Annotated in this window: 11 protein-coding genes and 1 rRNA gene; 7 read left to right on the top strand and 5 right to left on the bottom strand. The window is 72.1% G+C overall.

Features of this window, described 5'->3' with window-relative positions; all coding sequences use genetic code 11:
* Positions 1-87 (top strand): 5S ribosomal RNA (rrf, locus tag ACIBNA_RS26140); the annotation flags it as partial.
* A gap of 77 nt (positions 88-164) precedes the next feature.
* Here the strand turns inward: rrf and ACIBNA_RS26135 are convergent.
* Genes ACIBNA_RS26135 through ACIBNA_RS26115 form a run of 5 tightly spaced genes read right to left on the bottom strand, consistent with a single transcriptional unit; the run spans position 165 to position 5,853 of the window.
* Positions 165-1,475, bottom strand: coding sequence for a DUF58 domain-containing protein (locus ACIBNA_RS26135; RefSeq protein ID WP_399167545.1), 1,311 nt, complete (start codon positions 1,473-1,475; stop codon positions 165-167).
* The gene (locus ACIBNA_RS26130; protein WP_399167544.1) at positions 1,475-2,464 is read right to left on the bottom strand and encodes an AAA family ATPase; all 990 of its coding nucleotides are present in this window, start codon (positions 2,462-2,464) and stop codon (positions 1,475-1,477) included. Before ACIBNA_RS26130 ends, ACIBNA_RS26135 begins: the two co-directional genes overlap by 1 nt.
* A complete protein-coding gene (locus tag ACIBNA_RS26125) occupies positions 2,464-3,660 on the bottom strand; it encodes a DUF4350 domain-containing protein (protein ID WP_399167543.1) in 1,197 nt (398 codons plus the stop codon). The genes ACIBNA_RS26130 and ACIBNA_RS26125 overlap by 1 nt, the downstream gene beginning before the upstream one ends.
* Entirely contained in the window at positions 3,657-4,427 is a 771-nt protein-coding gene (locus ACIBNA_RS26120) for a DUF4129 domain-containing protein (protein WP_399167542.1), read from the bottom strand. Before ACIBNA_RS26120 ends, ACIBNA_RS26125 begins: the two co-directional genes overlap by 4 nt.
* 4 nt (positions 4,428-4,431) lie before the next feature.
* Positions 4,432-5,853, bottom strand: coding sequence for a glycerophosphoryl diester phosphodiesterase membrane domain-containing protein (locus ACIBNA_RS26115; RefSeq protein WP_399167541.1), 1,422 nt, complete (start codon positions 5,851-5,853; stop codon positions 4,432-4,434).
* A gap of 140 nt (positions 5,854-5,993) precedes the next feature.
* On the opposite strand from ACIBNA_RS26115, the gene mtnA reads away from it, so the two are divergent.
* From mtnA to hpf, 6 genes are all read left to right on the top strand, one after another.
* Positions 5,994-7,142 carry an S-methyl-5-thioribose-1-phosphate isomerase gene (mtnA, locus tag ACIBNA_RS26110; protein ID WP_399167540.1) on the top strand — a complete coding sequence of 383 codons (1,149 nt, stop codon included), beginning with the start codon at positions 5,994-5,996 and terminating at the stop codon, positions 7,140-7,142.
* 198 nt (positions 7,143-7,340) lie between these two features.
* Positions 7,341-8,030 carry a two-component system response regulator MtrA gene (gene mtrA, locus ACIBNA_RS26105; RefSeq protein WP_003990656.1) on the top strand — a complete coding sequence of 230 codons (690 nt, stop codon included), beginning with the start codon at positions 7,341-7,343 and terminating at the stop codon, positions 8,028-8,030.
* A 1-nt stretch (position 8,031) separates the two neighbouring features.
* Entirely contained in the window at positions 8,032-10,281 is a 2,250-nt protein-coding gene (gene mtrB / locus ACIBNA_RS26100) for an MtrAB system histidine kinase MtrB (protein ID WP_399167539.1), read from the top strand.
* Entirely contained in the window at positions 10,271-12,103 is a 1,833-nt protein-coding gene (locus tag ACIBNA_RS26095; protein WP_399167538.1) for an LpqB family beta-propeller domain-containing protein, read from the top strand. The genes mtrB and ACIBNA_RS26095 overlap by 11 nt, the downstream gene beginning before the upstream one ends.
* A 292-nt stretch (positions 12,104-12,395) precedes the next feature.
* Positions 12,396-13,292, top strand: a complete 897-nt coding sequence (locus ACIBNA_RS26090; protein ID WP_399167537.1) for a ComF family protein — start codon at positions 12,396-12,398, stop codon at positions 13,290-13,292.
* Positions 13,293-13,604: 312 nt separating this feature from the next.
* Positions 13,605-14,303, top strand: a complete 699-nt coding sequence (gene hpf / locus ACIBNA_RS26085; protein WP_274816726.1) for a ribosome hibernation-promoting factor, HPF/YfiA family — start codon at positions 13,605-13,607, stop codon at positions 14,301-14,303.
* The last annotated feature ends 31 nt before the right edge of the window (positions 14,304-14,334 follow it).

Here is a 14,334-nt window from a genome sequence, read left to right as displayed (position 1 = left end):
GGTTACATTCCGAACCCGGAAGCTAAGCCTTACAGCGCCGATGGTACTGCAGGGGGGACCCTGTGGGAGAGTAGGACGCCGCCGAACAATTATTGGGAAAACCCCCGCATCTTCGGATGCGGGGGTTTTCTGCGTTTAGGGCCCTCTTCCGAGGGCCCTAAACGTCACAGGCGTCCGGCCGCCTTCAATGCCAAGTACGTGTCCGCCAGCGCCGACGCCAGGTCGTCCGGGGTCTCGTCCACGACTGTGACGCCGTGACGGCGGAGTTGTTCTGCCGTGCGGTGACGTTCGGACTGGGCCTGGGCGGCTGCGGCTGCCTCGTAGACGGCGTCGACGTTTCCGCGTGCCTTGGCCATTTCAGTGATATGCGGGTCCGCTACTGATGCCAGCAGAACCGTGTGTCGCTGGGTGAGCTGGGAGAGGACCGGGAGGAGGCCCTCTTCGATGGGGGCCGCGTCCAGGGTGGTGAGGAGCACGATCAGGGAGCGGCGGGGGGCCGTGCGCAGGGCTGTGGCCGTGAGGCCGCGTGCGTTCGTTTCGACGAGCTCGGGTTCGAGCGTGGCCATCGCGTTGACCAGGGACGGAAGGACATCACCTGCCGTGCGGCCCTGGACGAGGGCGCGGACCTTGCGGTCGTAGGCGAGGAGGTCGACGCGGTCGCCGGCGCGGGAGGCCAGGGCTGCGAGGAGCAGGGCCGCGTCCATCGAGGCGTCGAGGCGGGGTGCGTCGCCCACACGGCCTGCCGAGGTGCGGCCCGTGTCGAGGACCAGGAGGATGTGGCGGTCGCGTTCCGGGCGCCAGGTGCGTACGGCGACCGCGGACTGGCGGGCTGTGGCGCGCCAGTCGATGGAGCGGGTGTCGTCGCCGGGGACGTACTCGCGCAGGCTGTCGAATTCGGTGCCCTGGCCGCGGATGAGCACGCTGGTGCGGCCGTCCAGTTCGCGCAGGCGGGCCAGCTTGGAGGGCAGGTGCTTGCGGCTGGTGAACGGGGGCAGGACGCGTACCGTCCAGGGGGCTTTGTGGGTGCCCTGGCGGGCGAAGAGGCCCAGGGGGCCGTACGAGCGGATGGTGATCCGGTCGGCCTGCCGGTCGCCTCGGCGGGTGGGGCGCAGGCGGGTCGTCACGCGTCGGCGTTCGCCCGGGGGGACCGTGAGGCGGTGGCGGGAGGCCGTGGTCTCCGTGCCCGGCTGCCAGGTGCTCGGGGGCCAGGCGTCGCGGAGTCGGGCACGGAGGGGGCGGCGGGACGGGTTGGTGATGGTCAGGGTCACGTCCGCTGTGTCGCCGAGGCGCACAGAGGTGTCGCCGGAGCGGGCGAGGCCCAGACGTCGTACGGGGGCGGCCAGGGCGAAGTCGCAGGCGCAGGCCACGGCCAGGGGTGCGTTGACCGCCAGCATGCCCGTCCAGCTGGGCTCCCAGATGCCGACGGGGAGGGAGCCCAGGGCCGCGAGGAGGGCGGCGCGTCCGGTGAGTGCCATCAGCGGGGGACGGGGACGTGGGCGAGGATCGCGTTGATGACGGAGTCGGCTGTCACGCCTTCCATTTCGGCCTCCGGGCGGAGCTGTACGCGGTGGCGGAGGGTGGGGAGCGCGAGGGCCTTCACGTCGTCGGGGATGACGTAGTCGCGGCCTGTCAGCCAGGCCCAGGCGCGGGCGGTGGCCAGGAGGGCCGTGGCGCCTCGAGGGGAGACGCCGAGGGTGAGGGACGGAGACTCGCGCGTGGCGCGGCAGATGTCGACGACGTAGGCGGTGATCTCCGGGGAGATCGTCGTCTTGGCGACGGCGGCGCGGGCCGCTTCCAGGTCGGCCGGGCCCGCCACGGGGCGTACGCCGGCGGCGTGGAGGTCGCGTGGGTTGAAGCCCTCGGCGTGGCGGGTGAGGACGTCGATCTCGTCCTGGCGGGAGGGGAGGGGGATGGTGAGTTTCAGGAGGAAGCGGTCGAGCTGGGCTTCGGGGAGGGGGTAGGTGCCCTCGTACTCGACCGGGTTCTGCGTTGCCGCGACCAGGAACGGGTCGGGGAGGGCGCGGGGCGTGCCGTCGACCGTGACCTGGCGTTCCTCCATGGCTTCCAGGAGGGACGACTGGGTCTTGGGGGGCGTGCGGTTGATCTCGTCGGCGAGGAGGAGGTTGGTGAAGACCGGGCCGGGCTGGAAGGAGAACTCGGCGGTGCGGGTGTCGTAGACCAGGGAGCCGGTCACGTCGCTGGGCATCAGGTCGGGGGTGAACTGGACGCGTTTGGTGTCGAGTTCGAGGGCGGAGGCGAGGGCGCGGACCAGGAGGGTCTTGGCGACGCCGGGGACGCCTTCGAGGAGGACGTGGCCGCGGCAGAGCAGGGCGACGACGAGGCCGGTCACGGCGGGGTCCTGGCCGACCACGGCCTTGGCGATCTCGGCGCGCAGGGCCTCCAGGGCGGCTCGGGCGGCGCCCGGGTCCCCGGTCTGCCCGGCGTTGTCAGTGGTCGGGTCCATCATGGACGGCGTACCTCTCTTTCGAGGGCGTCGAGTTGGTCGGCGAGTGCGATGAGTGCTGCGTCGTCGCTGGGCGGTGGTCCGAAGAGGAGGGTGCGCAGGTCCCGTCGGTCGCCGTGGAGGTGAGCGGACAGGGCGGGGAGCAGGGCCTCGGGCGTGTGCGCCTGGGTGACGGGGACGCCTGTGAGGGGGGCGAGGCGGGTGCGGGTGGTGGAGCGAAGAGCGTTGGCCGCGCGGTCGCGGGCATCGGCCTTGCGGTAGAGGCGGGCGCGGCCTTCGGTGGTTTCGGAGGCGCGGATCGCGACGGGGAGTTTTTCGGGCACGAGGGGGCCGAGTCGGCGTGCCCGCCAGAGGGCGGCCAGGGCCGCGGCGATGAAGAGTTGCAGGGTGCCCCAGAGCCAGCCCGAGGGGAGCAGGTCGAAGAAGCTGCGTTCGTCGTCGGTGCCGGTGACCGACGGGTCGGAGAGTGAGGGGAGGTACCAGACCAGATGGGGGCGGGAGCCGAGGAGTTGGAGGGCGAGCGAGGCGTTGCCCTGCTCGTCGAGGCGGTCGTTGAGGAGGATGTCGGGCGCGCCGAGGACGACGGTGTCGCCGTCCCCGGTCGGGTCCGGGATGCGCAGCAGGGTGGCAAGGCGCTCGCTGGGGTAGCACGTGTCGGCGTTGAGGTGGGTGGTGGTGTAGCGGACGCCGCCCGTGTCGGCGGTGCCCGCGCGCCGGGCGGCGGGCAGGTCGCAGTCGGGGGAGAGCGTCGAGTCGAGGCTGGTGGCGGGGTCGGCGGTGACGCCGGGGGCGAGTTGTTCGACGGACGCGCTGCCGGAGGCGACCAGGACGGTACGGCCGCCGGAGTCGGCGAACGCGTTGTGCAGACGGGACTGCTGACTGCGGCTCAGCAGGTCGGGGACGGCGACCAGGAGGGTCGTGTCCGGGCCGGCTGCGGTGGCTGCCTCGTCCAGGGTGGTGACCACGCGGGTGTCCACACCCCGGTCGGCGAGGAGTTCGGCGACGGCGCGGCTGCCGTTGGGGTCGGCGGAGCGCGGGTCGAGTTCGCCGTGCCGGGCGTCGGAGCGGAGCACGGCGATGGTGATGGCTCCCACCAGGAGCAGCACGAGGGCGAGCGCGATGCCGCGCGCGCGGGTCCATACCTGGCGTGCGGTGGGCGAGGCCGAGGTGGACGGGAGCGTGGCCTCGGTGGTCATTCGGCGGCTCCCTGGCGAGTGTGGGGGGCCGTGCTGTGGGCGCTGCTCGCGGCGAGCTGGGGCTTGGTGCGTTCCAGGTCGCGGTCGAGTTCGGCGATGCGGTGGTACGACTGCTCGGTCGCCGACCGTCCGCCGTACGTCACGTCGTCGAAGTCGCGGGCGGCGGCGCGCAGTCGGTCGGTGTGGGCGGGCAGGGCCCGGCCGGCTTCGGCGGCGGCCTCGTCGGCGGTGCGGCCGGGGCGGGCGTCGAGGAGGGCGCGTTCCTCCAAGGCGCGGACGAGGGCCCGCATGCGTTCCTGGACGGCCTGGTTCCAGTGGCCCTGGGCGGCGTGTGCCTCGGCGGCTGCGCGGTGGTCCGCGGCGCTGCGGGGGCGGTCGTCGAACAGGGTGGCGGACGAGGTGGGCTGGCGGCGCGGGGTGCCCAGGCGCCACCAGAGGGCGGCCAGGACCGCGACGACGGCCAGGATGATGACGAGCAGGCCGAGTGTTCCGCCGGGCGCTGCGGTCGAGGCGGCGTTGAACAGTTTGTCGAGCCAGTCCCAGAAGGCGTCGAGGGCACGCTGGAACAGGCTGGGGTCGTCCTCGTGGTACATCCGCTTCGACAGCTCGCGCCGGGCCGCCTCGCGCGCGGGGTCGCGCGGGGTGGTGAGGGGCGGCTCGTCGGCGGAGCGTGCCGACGACAGTGCGGAGGTGTCGCCGGCGCGCAGCAGCGTGCGTATGGCGGCGCGTGGGAGCGCCGATGTGAGAACTTCCCCCGCCCAGCTCACGGCATCAGCTCCCCGGGGTGGCGCCGGGGGCGTTGGGGCCGTAGCCCTGGACGCCGGCGGCGCGGGCCAGTTCGAGGTCGAGGGCCTCGCGGCGGATGCGCTGGTCGATGTAGAGGAGCACGGTGACGCCGGCCGTGATCGGGAACGTGATCATGGCGCCGATCACCGAGCCGATGCCGCTGACGATGAGGAACGTCCAGCCGAGGCTGCCGACACCGGAGTTGAGCCAGCCGGTGATGCCGTCGCCGCTGAGGGCTCCGGCGAGGAAGGTGAAGGGGATGACGATGATCGAGGCGACGACGTTCGCGATGATCGTGGCGAGCAGCTGGATGCCGAAGATCCGCCACCAGGTGCCCTGGACCAGTTTCGTGGAGCGGCTCATGGCCTTCTTGATGCCCTGCTTCTCCAGCATCAGGGCGGGCGAGGCCAGGGAGAAGCGGATCATCAGCCAGAGGGCGACGATGCCGGCGCCGATGATGCCCAGGACGGTCAGGGCGACGCCCGCCCCGGTGCTCCCGGCGAGGCTGACGAGGATGCCGGGCAGGGTGCCCACGGTGACGATGCCCGCGGTGATGAGCAGCAACAGGCAGATGAGGCCGAAGAGTTTGACGACCTGAGGGCGGGCGTCCCGCCAGGCCTCACCGATGGTCACCGACTTGCCGAGCACGGCGCGGCTGGTGACGGTGGTGAGCAGTGCGGTCGCGATGACGGTGCCGACCAGGGAGATGACGAAGACGACGGTGGAGTTGAGCATGGCGTCGCCCATGGCGCGGCTCAGTTCGCTGAGGGTGGCGCTCGGGTCGTTGAGGGCTTCGGTGCTGGAGTCGTCCAGGACGAGGCCCTGGAACAGCACGACGATGATCTCGGTGATGACCGCGACGGTCAGGGAGATGCCCAGGACCGTGCGCCAGTAGGTGCGCATGGTGGAGACCGCGCCGTCGAGGATCTCGCCGACGCCGAGCGGGCGGAGCGGGATCACGCCGGGCTTGGCCGCGGGCGGGGGGCCGCCCCAGCCGCCGTAGCCTCCGGGGCCACCAGGACCTCCGTAACCGCCGTGGCTCCCTGGACCGCCGGGGCCGTATCCACCGGGGCCGCCAGGGCCGTAGCCGCCGGGGGGCTGGGTGCCCCAGCCCGGGCCGGGCGGCGGGGGCGGGGGAGCCTGGCCGGGGCCGGCCGGGGCTCCGGGGCCGCCGCTGGGGGCGGACCACTGGGCGGGTGGCGGCTGGTCCTTGGACCACTGTGGGCCGGGGCCCTGCGGGGCCTGGGCCGGCTGGCCCGGCTGGTCCGCGCTCTGTGCGGGGCCGGGACGGTCGGAGGGCTCGGCAGGGTCAGGGCGGTCGGCGGGCTCGGCAGGGCCGGACGCGTCAGGCTTCTGCCCGTCGGACGGGGCGGATCCGGGCGAGGCCCAGCCCGGAGTGTCGTTCATCGTCGCTCCTTCACGGTGCCCGTCCGCGGTCGCGGCGGCAGGTTGGCAGCCATCGTGCCATGGGGTGGTCTTGGAGTGACCGGCCGCGGTATGGGCTGCGTGCCTTCAATTGTCCGCTCGTCAGGGGGCAGACTTACCGCATGGCTGATCAGTACGCGTACAGCGGCGATGACAAACGGCCGACCGAGATCCCGGCGATCCGTTGGGAAGAGCCACCGGAAGGACCCGTTCTGGTCCTGCTCGACCAGACGAGGCTGCCGGCTGAGGAGGTCGAACTGGTCTGTACGGACGCGCCCGCGCTCGTGGAGGCGATCCGCTCGCTCGCTGTGCGCGGGGCGCCCCTGCTCGGGATCGCGGGAGCGTACGGCGTCGCGCTCGCCGCCGTGCGGGGCTTCGACGTGGACGAGGCCGCGGGCGCGCTGGCGAGTGCCCGGCCGACCGCGGTGAACCTGGCCGTGGGTGTGCGCCGGGCGCAGGCGGCCCACGAGACCGCGCTCGCCAAGGGTGGTGACATCAGGCAGGCGGCTGCGGCGGCGCTGGCGGCGGCGCGGCAGTTGCACCGGGAGGACGCCGAGGCCAGTGCGCGGATGGCCGAGCACGGGCTGGCGCTGCTGGCCGAGCTGCTGCCCGGCGGCGGGCACCGGATCCTCACCCACTGCAACACCGGTTCGCTGGTGTCGGGCGGGGAGGGGACGGCTTTCGCGGTGGCACTCGCGGCGCACCGGGCGGGCCGGTTGCGGCGGTTGTGGGTGGACGAGACACGTCCGTTGTTGCAGGGCGCCCGCCTGACGGCGTACGAGGCGGCGCGCAGTGGGATGGCGTACACGCTGCTCACCGACAACGCGGCCGGGTCGCTGTTCGCAGCCGGGGAGGTGGACGCGGTGCTGATCGGGGCGGACCGCATCACGGCGGACGGTTCGGTGGCGAACAAGGTCGGGAGCTATCCGCTCGCGGTGCTGGCGCGGTACCACCATGTGCCGTTCGTCGTGGTGGCGCCGGTGACGACGGTGGATCCGGACACTCCGGACGGGGCCTCCATCGAGGTCGAGCAGCGGGCCGGTCATGAGGTGACCGAGTTCGTGGCGCCGCAGGTCCCGGTGACGGGGGCTGAGGCGGGCGGTGGAATTCCGGTGGCGCCGCTCGGGACGCAGGCGTACAACCCGGCGTTCGACGTGACCCCGCCCGAGTTGGTGACGGCGATCGTCACGGAGGAAGGCGTGGTTTCGCCCGTCACGGCCGAGGCGCTGGCCGAGGTGTGTGCCCGCTCGCACCGGGTGTCGGCGGGCTGAGCCAGGCGGCTGCCGGAGCGCGTGCGCAGTGGCGCGGGCTCCGGCGACCTCGTCCCTTCGCCGGGGACGGGGCCCGGCCGCTGCCCGTCGTCGAGATCAACAGCGGGCGGGCGAGGGCAGACAGTAGCGCTTGCTGCGACTATGGTCACTGGCGGTGACCTACCTCACCACTGCCTTCGCCACCGTTATGAGAATGGGATGATGTCGTTTATGAAGGGACGAGTCCTTGTCGTCGACGACGACACCGCACTGGCCGAGATGCTTGGCATTGTGCTGCGTGGTGAGGGTTTTGAGCCGTCTTTCGTGGCCGACGGCGACAAGGCGCTGGCCGCCTTCCGTGAGTCCAAGCCCGATCTGGTGCTGCTCGATCTGATGCTGCCCGGTCGGGACGGCATCGAAGTGTGCCGTCTGATCAGGGCGGAGTCCGGGGTGCCGATCGTGATGCTCACGGCGAAGAGCGACACGGTCGATGTCGTCGTGGGCCTGGAATCGGGTGCCGACGACTACATCGTGAAGCCGTTCAAGCCGAAGGAGCTGGTGGCCCGGATCCGGGCCCGGCTCAGGAGGTCGGAGGAGCCTGCTCCGGAGCAGCTCGCCATCGGTGACCTGGTCATCGACGTGGCCGGGCACTCCGTGAAGCGGGACGGGCAGTCGATCGCGCTGACGCCGCTGGAGTTCGATCTGCTGGTCGCGCTCGCGCGCAAGCCGTGGCAGGTGTTCACGCGCGAGGTGCTGCTGGAGCAGGTCTGGGGCTACCGGCACGCGGCGGACACGCGGCTGGTCAATGTGCATGTGCAGCGGCTGCGCTCCAAGGTCGAGAAGGACCCGGAGAAGCCGGAGATCGTGGTGACCGTGCGTGGTGTCGGGTACAAGGCAGGGCCGAGCTGACATGTCCGGCGACAGTGCCGCTTCGGCGTCCGGACGGTCCGGGGGCCGCCCGGGGCGGCCTGTCGGGCGGAAGAAGGCGGGTTCCCGCTGGGCCCGGTTCCTGGAGAGCGGACTGCTGCTCCAGGGCGGGGTCCAGGGCAGCCCGGTCATCCGGCTGTTCATGCGGTGGGTACGTCGGCCGCTGCTGCCCGTCATGCGGCTGTGGCGGCGCAACATCCAGCTCAAGGTCGTCGTCACGACGCTGCTGATGTCGCTGGGCGTGGTCCTGCTGCTCGGCTTCGTCGTGATCGGGCAGGTGCGCAACGGCCTGCTGGACGCCAAGGTGAAGGCGTCGCAGAGCCAGGCCACGGGTGGCTTCTCGGTGGCCAAGCAGCGGTCCGACGAGGCGGCGAGCGGGACCGGTGACGATGTCGCGACGGCGGACGGCCGTCCCTCGCAGAACGTCATCCAGTGGATGAGCGACCTCGTGTCCTCGCTGTCCAGTGGCGGCCAGGGCGCCTTCGACGTGGTCACGCTTCCGGCCTCCGACGCGGACGGCGCAGGTGGCCGCGGACCGCGCGCCTCCGGTGAGGTCGACTGGAGCAAGAGCGTGCCCGCCGACCTGCGCGAGCGGATCGGCAGCAGTACGACGGCCGCGCAGAGCTACACCCGCATCACCTACAACAACGAGACCAAGGACTCCCAGCCAGGCCTGGTCATCGGCAAGCAGGTCAACGACCCCAACGGGGATCCGTACCAGCTCTACTACCTCTTCCCGCTCACCCAGGAGGAGAAGTCGCTGAGCCTGGTGAAGGGGACCCTCGCGACGGCCGGGCTGTTCGTGGTCGTCCTGCTGGGGGCCATCGCCTGGCTCGTGGTGCGTCAGGTCGTCACGCCGGTGCGGATGGCGGCGGGGATCGCCGAGCGGCTGTCCGCCGGGCGGCTTCAGGAGCGTATGAAGGTCACCGGCGAGGACGACATCGCGCGGCTCGGCGAGGCCTTCAACAAGATGGCCCAGAACCTCCAGCTGAAGATCAGCCAGCTGGAGGACCTGTCGCGGATGCAGCGCCGGTTCGTGTCGGACGTGTCGCACGAGTTGCGTACGCCGCTGACGACCGTGCGGATGGCCGCGGACGTCATCCACGAGGCGCGGGAGGACTTCGACCCGGTGACCGCACGGTCGGCGGAGCTGCTCGCCGACCAGCTGGACCGGTTCGAGTCGCTGCTCGCGGATCTGCTGGAGATCAGCCGGTTCGACGCGGGTGCCGCGGCGCTGGAGGCGGAGCCGATAGACCTCAGGGAGGTCGTACGGCGGGTGGTCAGCGGGGCCGAGCCGCTCGCGGAGCGCAAGGGCACGCAGATCCGCGTGCTGGGCGACCAGCAGCCCGTTGTGGCCGAGGCCGACGCCCGGCGCGTGGAGCGCGTGCTGCGCAACCTCGTCGTCAACGCCGTCGAGCACGGCGAAGGCAGGGACGTCGTCGTCAAGCTCGCCGCGGCGGGGGGTGCGGTCGCGGTCGCGGTGCGGGACTACGGGGTCGGGCTCAAGCCGGGCGAGGCGACCCGGGTGTTCAGCCGCTTCTGGCGGGCCGACCCGGCACGCGCGCGTACCACGGGTGGTACTGGTCTGGGGCTGTCCATCGCCCTGGAGGACGCGCGGCTGCACGGCGGCTGGCTTCAGGCGTGGGGCGAGCCGGGCGGCGGTTCGCAGTTCCGGCTGACGTTGCCCAGGACAGCGGACGAGCCGCTGCGGGGCTCTCCCATACCGCTGGAGCCCAAGGACTCGCGGCGGAACCGGGGGCTCGACGACGCCGGTCTGCCGTGCGGCGGCGGGGACGGCGAGAAGCGGGCGACCGTGCCGGCACAGTCGGCGAGCGGGCCGGTGCGGCCGGGTCCGGCGCGGGATCCGATACCACCGCGGGCGGCTTCCGTGCCCCCCTCGGCCGATCCGACGGCGCTGCCCGGCAACGGTGCGCGCGTGGTGCCCCGGCCCGCCTCGGGCACGCGGCCGCAGGACGATCCGCAGGCGATCCCGGAGCAGCCGGCTCGCGACGGGGGTACGAGCGGCCCGGCGGGCGCGGCGGGCAACGGTGTGGTGAGTGGTTCGGCGAGTACGGCCGGCAGCGGCGAACGGAGTGGTCCTGCTGGGGCCGCTCGGGACCAGGTCGGGAGCGGGCCGCGGGATGCGGACAGGGACAACGGATCCGCAGGCTCGGGCAGCGAAACCGAGTCGGAGAACGCGGACAGGCACGGGGAGGCATTTCGTGGGCGCTGACCGTGGGGGGCGCGGTCGGCGTGCGCCCGCGCGTGTGATGGCGTACGCCGCCGGTGGCGTCCTGCTGCTGGCGGGGTGCGCCTCGATGCCGGACAGCGGGGATCTGCGGGGTGTGGAGTCCACCCCCCGCCAGGACACCCAGGTGCGGGTCTTCGCCGTGCCGCCGGGTGAGGACGCGCAGCCCTCGGAGATCGTGCAGGGCTTCCTGGAGGCGCTCACCAGCGACGATCCGCACTACAAGACCGCGCGCCAGTACCTGACCGGTGACGCCGCCAAGACGTGGCGGCCGGAGCTGTCCACCACCGTGCTCACGGACGGGCCGGGTGCCAAGGCCGAGGGCGCGGGCGGCCGGGAGGACACCGGCGAGATCTCGTACATGCTGACCGGCACCAAGGTGGCCACGGTGGACGCGCAGCAGTCGTATGCGCCGGCGACCGGGGCGTACGGCAGGACCGTGCACCTCACGCAGGACGAGAAGAGCGGGCAGTGGCGGATCGACGCGCTGCCGCAGGGCGTCGTCATGGGAGAGTCGGACTTCCAGCGCAACTACATGTCCGTCAACAAGTACTACTTCGCTTCGAACACCACGGTGGCCGGGGCGGACACCCAGCCCACCACGGTCGCCGACCCCGTGTACGTCCGCCGGCGGGTGGACCCGATGACGCAGATGGTGCGCTCCGTCCTGAGCGGGCCCACGCGGTGGCTCGGGCCCGTGGTCAGGTCGAGTTTCCCGACGGGTACGGCGCTGCCGAAGGACGCCGGCGCGCTGACGCCCGACGACCGGAACAAGCTGACGGTCCCGCTGAATGACAAGGCCGCGGGTGTCGGCACCAACCGGTGCGAGGAGATGGCGGCCCAGCTGCTGTTCACGTTGCACAGCCTCAGTCCCGCGGTGGACGAGGTCGAGCTGCGGGCCGGCCGGGCGGAGCTGTGCTCGCTCACGCAGAAGGGGGCCGATGCCGCCGTCTTCCGGAGTTCGGTGCGCCGCCCCGACTACCTGTACTTCGTCGACGCCAAGGACCGGCTCGTACGGATCCCCGCGGGCAGCAGCGACACCAAGCCAGACCCGGCGCCGGGCGCGCTGGGCGACGGCGACACGGCACTGCGGTCGGTGGCGGTGTCGCGCGACGAGCACACCGCGGCCGGGGTCAGCCTCGACGGCAAGTCGCTGTACGTGGGGTCGCTGGTCTCGGGCGGTTCGCTGGGCGAGCCGGTGCTGCGCAGCCACGGCCCGACCGAGAAGGACCGACTGACCACCCCCAGCTGGGACGCCCACGACGGGCTGTGGGTGGCCGACCGTGACCCGGACAATCCCCGGCTGCTCCTGCTGGAGGAGGGCAAGGGCGATCCGCTGGAGGTGCGTATGCCGCATCTGGACGGGCGGATCCAGGCCGTGCGGGTGGCCGCCGACGGGGTGCGGATCGCGCTCGTCGTGGACAAGGGCGGCAAGAAGACCCTGCTCATCGGCCTGATCGAGCGGGAGGGCAAGCCGGGCGAGCAGTCGGCCGTCCGGGTGGTGGAACTGCGCTCCGCGACCCCGGAGTTGGAGGAGATCACCGCCATGTCGTGGGCCGGGGACAGCCGGCTCGTGGTGGTCGGGCGTGAGCACGGTGGCGTGGAGCAGATGCGGTACGTCCAGGTCGACGGCTCCACGCCGGACGTACCGGCGCCCGCGGCCCTGACCGGCGTGAAGGAGGTCACCGCCGCCGAGGACGACCAGCTGCCGCTGGTGGCGTACTCGGTGGACGGGATCGTCCGGCTGCCGTCGGGCGCGCAGTGGCAGAAGGTGACGGAGGGGACGGCGCCGGTCTATCCGGGGTGAGGTGTGGCGTGCCCGTGGCGGGTGCCCGGGGGCGCGCTTGTGGGAGCGGTCGCTTCTGCCGGGTGAGGTCCGGGAGGGCGGCCGCTGTCGTTCGGCCGCGGGGTGGGCCGGTGCTCGTCACGGGGCGTCGGCCTTGCGGGCCGCCTCACGGGCATCCCCGGCCGTCCCATGGAGCCGCCTTACGGGGCCGTCACTCATGTGGGGGACGAGCGGTTCGCTGGGCCGGGAGTTGTCCACAGGCCGTTGTCCACAGGGGTGGCCGGACGGGGCCCGGGGCGGCACAGTGGTGGCCATGCGGAGGTGGTGGCAGGACCTCACCGACCTGGTGCTGCCGGCCGAGTGCGGGGGCTGTGGGAGGCCTCGTACGGTGCTCTGCCCGGAGTGCCGGGCGGTGCTGAACGGAGGCGCCGCACGCCGGGTGCGGCCGGTACCGGAGCCGCCCGGGCTGCCCGTGGTGCACGCGGCGGCTCCGTACGCGGACGAGGTGCGGGCGACGCTGCTGGCCCACAAGGAACGGGGTGCCCTGGCGCTTGCCGGTCCCCTCGGGGCGGCCTTGGCAGGAGCCGTGCGGGCGGGGCTCCGGAAGGCGTGGGGCGGCTCCAGGGCCGGGGCCGAGGGGACGTGGTCCCAGGCCGTCGGGGCGCCTGTGCTGCTCGTGCCCGTGCCGTCCGGGCGGCGGGCCGTGCGGGCCCGGGGGCATGATCCCGCGCGGCGGATCGCGCTCGCGACGGCGGGGGAGCTGCGGCGGAGCGGGGTTCCGGCCCGGGTGCTCGGCGTGCTGCGACAGCGGCGGGCCGTGGCCGACCAGTCGGAGCTCAACTCCCGGCAGCGGCTGGACAATCTCGCGGGCGCGCTGACGGTGGTGCCCGGTGGTGTCCGGCTGCTCTCCGGCGGGCCGGTCGTCCTGGTCGACGACGTGATGACCACGGGTGCGTCCTTGGCGGAGGCCGCGCGGGCGGTGCGGGCGGCGGGGCCGGTTTCGAACGCTGCGGGGGCCGGGGCCGTGTACGGGGGAGAGACGTGGGAAAGCAGAGAGGAACAGAACGTCGGATCAACGCGAGAGAGGACGGGCCGGCGGCCCGGCCGGCAGGGAATGACGGGCGCGGGCGGCGCCGGCGGAGTCGTTGACGTGGCGTGCGCGGCAGTGGTCGCGGCACCACCGGACTCTTTTGAAATAAACCGGAACTGACTGAGATCTTGCGTCGTTGCAGGTAACGAGAGGGCTTATTCACCTGAATGGAGGTACGCCGCAGTAGAGGGTGACGACATCCGTCCGGGCGAGATATGTTCGGTTGAGAGGGAAAGCCGCAGGCCACACCTCTCGAATCCGAATGCCGTGTCGCGGGTTTTTTCTTCATCACTCGCGACGGTGGAGTGGAGATCTCGCCCACGGGGGAGGAGGTGGAAGTCACCGAGTCCGAGGTTCCGGGGCACACCGGAACCTGGTGCAAAAGGGAGACGCTCCGCAGCGAAGCGGAGTGATCCGGGAACGGAGTTCTGCGTGGACATCGTCGTCAAGGGCCGCAAGACCGAGGTGCCCGAGCGGTTCCGGAAGCACGTGGCCGAGAAGCTGAAGCTGGAGAAGATCCAGAAGCTCGATGGCAAGGTGATCAGCCTCGACGTCGAGGTGTCCAAGGAGCCCAACCCCAGGCAGGCCGACCGCAGTGATCGAGTGGAGATCACCCTCCACTCCCGCGGTCCGGTGATCCGGGCGGAGGCAGCGGCGAGCGATCCGTACGCGGCGCTCGACCTGGCGGCGGAAAAGCTGGAAGCCCGGCTGCGCAGGCAACACGACAAGCGGTTCTCGCGCCGTGGCGCGCGCCGGATTTCGGCCGCGGAGGTCGCCGACCACGTCCCGGGTGTGGCGACGCTCAACGGAAACGGCCTGGTGCCGACTCCGGAGGAGGAGCCGGAAGAGGCCGTCCCCACGAAGAAGATCGGTTCGCTGGAAGTGCAGGGTGACGGCCCCATCGTCGTCCGCGAGAAGACCCACGTCGCAGCCCCCATGACCCTCGACCAGGCTCTCTACGAGATGGAACTGGTCGGGCACGACTTCTACCTGTTCGTCGACTCCGAGACCAAGGAACCGAGTGTCGTCTACCGACGGCACGCCTACGACTACGGCGTGATTCACCTCAGGACGGACACGATGGTCACACAGGCGCACTCCCCCGAGGCGGGCGGTGCGCTCGGCGGCTGACCATGCCGGATGACAGCGGAGCAGGTGCCCC

Source organism: Streptomyces sp. NPDC050164, from assembly GCF_044459945.1.
Classification (GTDB): domain Bacteria; phylum Actinomycetota; class Actinomycetes; order Streptomycetales; family Streptomycetaceae; genus Streptomyces; species Streptomyces coeruleorubidus_A.
Note: the sequence above shows the minus strand (reverse complement) of the source record. Positions and strands in the feature narration are given on the sequence as shown.

What these genes read in the sequence shown, in the direction of transcription:
- ACIBNA_RS26135 (WP_399167545.1), bottom strand. Translation starts at nt 1,475, where the DNA reads ATGGCACTCACCGGACGCGCCGCCCTCCTCGCGGCCCTGGGCTCCCTC.
- ACIBNA_RS26130 (WP_399167544.1), bottom strand. Translation starts at nt 2,464, where the DNA reads ATGGACCCGACCACTGACAACGCCGGGCAGACCGGGGACCCGGGCGCC.
- ACIBNA_RS26125 (WP_399167543.1), bottom strand. Translation starts at nt 3,660, where the DNA reads ATGACCACCGAGGCCACGCTCCCGTCCACCTCGGCCTCGCCCACCGCA.
- ACIBNA_RS26115 (WP_399167541.1), bottom strand. Translation starts at nt 5,853, where the DNA reads ATGAACGACACTCCGGGCTGGGCCTCGCCCGGATCCGCCCCGTCCGAC.
- mtnA (WP_399167540.1), top strand. Translation starts at nt 5,994, where the DNA reads ATGGCTGATCAGTACGCGTACAGCGGCGATGACAAACGGCCGACCGAG.
- mtrA (WP_003990656.1), top strand. Translation starts at nt 7,341, where the DNA reads ATGATGTCGTTTATGAAGGGACGAGTCCTTGTCGTCGACGACGACACC.
- mtrB (WP_399167539.1), top strand. Translation starts at nt 8,032, where the DNA reads ATGTCCGGCGACAGTGCCGCTTCGGCGTCCGGACGGTCCGGGGGCCGC.
- ACIBNA_RS26090 (WP_399167537.1), top strand. Translation starts at nt 12,396, where the DNA reads ATGCGGAGGTGGTGGCAGGACCTCACCGACCTGGTGCTGCCGGCCGAG.